This is a genomic window from Pseudoalteromonas sp. NEC-BIFX-2020_015 (genome assembly GCF_012952265.1).
Classification (GTDB): domain Bacteria; phylum Pseudomonadota; class Gammaproteobacteria; order Enterobacterales; family Alteromonadaceae; genus Pseudoalteromonas; species Pseudoalteromonas neustonica.
Map to the genome: position 1 here is coordinate 1 of NZ_JABCJL010000072.1, position 1398 is coordinate 1398.

The following is a 1398-nucleotide window of genomic DNA, read 5'->3' on the forward strand; positions in this document are numbered from 1 at the left end:
AAATTCAATTAAAAAACGAGCTCCTGTAATTAACTCTAAGCGTTTTTAAAGCATTAGGTAATGCATTTGGAACCCATAAAACAGGCTGTTTTTCTTAAAAAAGAGTAATTCTACAGCCACAACGCCCCATTCAGAGGCCGATTATAGTTTGCTAAAATTGTGAAGCGCAGCGGAACCGAGCAAACTGTTAGCGGTCCTTTGCAATGGCTTATAGTTATACGTACCTACTACATAGCGCTGAAATATGGTAACGCCTCTGCCAATTGCTCTACAGATAATAATGCACCAGACTGATCTTCGATAGCAACACCATTATATTTAGTATTAATAATTATTGCTGATGTAAAAGCTACTTGAGCTTCCTTAGGGTTGCCGCCAAACCTAAATTGATAAACTACACCTTGCTTATAATTGCTTGGCAGTAATGTTTTAAATTGCTCGGGAAGGTCATTGGTAGAATAGGAATAAAGCTCAACTCCAGCCTTGTGACCATCAAGTGTAACAGGGATAAAACCTGACTGTTTTTTTAGCTCGACATTCGGCGAGTATTCAATTTGATAGCCAAGTTTATTGGCTGTTTGATTTAACTCATTAGTGTTTGGTTCAATCTCAAGAGCTAAAACAACAAACAAACTCATCGACATGATTTACTCCATTTTTTAATACCAAAGTTTAATTTCACATCCAAACTTTAAGTACGTATAACGCCGCAAATAAACGGCAAAAAATAGTTGGCTATAATTTGTGAGGTACGAACAAAGCCAACTGTTTTTTGTCCGCTCTTTTAATTTGTTTTGTTAGGTTTACGATAACATACAGAAAACCAGAACACGGTTGTTAAAGTAACACCGAAAACTGCATAAGTTATTATTGATTCAATAATTAACCTACCCGTTGCATCCGTAAAAGAAGGTATAAATACAAATATAATAGACGGAACAAGGCCGACCATTAAATAGTAATGTAGACCAACTAGTTCGTTACGGCTCAACCAAAGGTGTATAGGCAGCATATAAAAGATTAACGCTGATGCACTTACTAAACCACCTATTACTGAAGCGTAAAGCAAGTGAGAGAAAAGCACATTAAAGTCTGCTAAATACCACAAATATGCAAAAGACAACCCCCAACCTGTAAGGATTGCATTTCTTAATCCTTTGATAACTAAATTCAAACTAGTAAACCTAACGCCTCACTAAGAGGCAAATAATAGTTGGTTAAAATAGGCGACGAAGGAGCAAAAACCAACTGTTATTTGTCCTTTTGAGTGACTTATAGTTCGACCAAGCCACTTAATTGCATAAAGTAACTTATGATTATATTAAGTGGAACATGCTCCTGTTGGTTACGAATATTGAATGGCAAACATCCAATGTTTCTAACAAGACGTTCGAGCCA

2 protein-coding genes are annotated in these 1398 nt (G+C 36.3%); both read right to left on the minus strand.

Features of this window, described 5'->3' with window-relative positions:
• Positions 1–227 precede the first annotated feature (227 nt).
• Positions 228–644, minus strand: coding sequence for a hypothetical protein (locus tag HH219_RS21585; RefSeq protein ID WP_169328593.1), 417 nt, complete (start codon positions 642–644; stop codon positions 228–230).
• A 140-nt stretch (positions 645–784) separates the two neighbouring features.
• Positions 785–1174: a hypothetical protein gene (locus tag HH219_RS21590; RefSeq protein ID WP_169328594.1), complete on the minus strand. Its 390-nt coding sequence runs from the start codon at positions 1172–1174 to the stop codon at positions 785–787.
• Positions 1175–1398: the final 224 nt, after the last annotated feature.

Excerpts from the sequence above, each read along its gene's own strand:
- HH219_RS21585 (WP_169328593.1), bottom strand. The coding sequence starts at position 644 with ATGTCGATGAGTTTGTTTGTTGTTTTAGCTCTTGAGATTGAACCAAAC.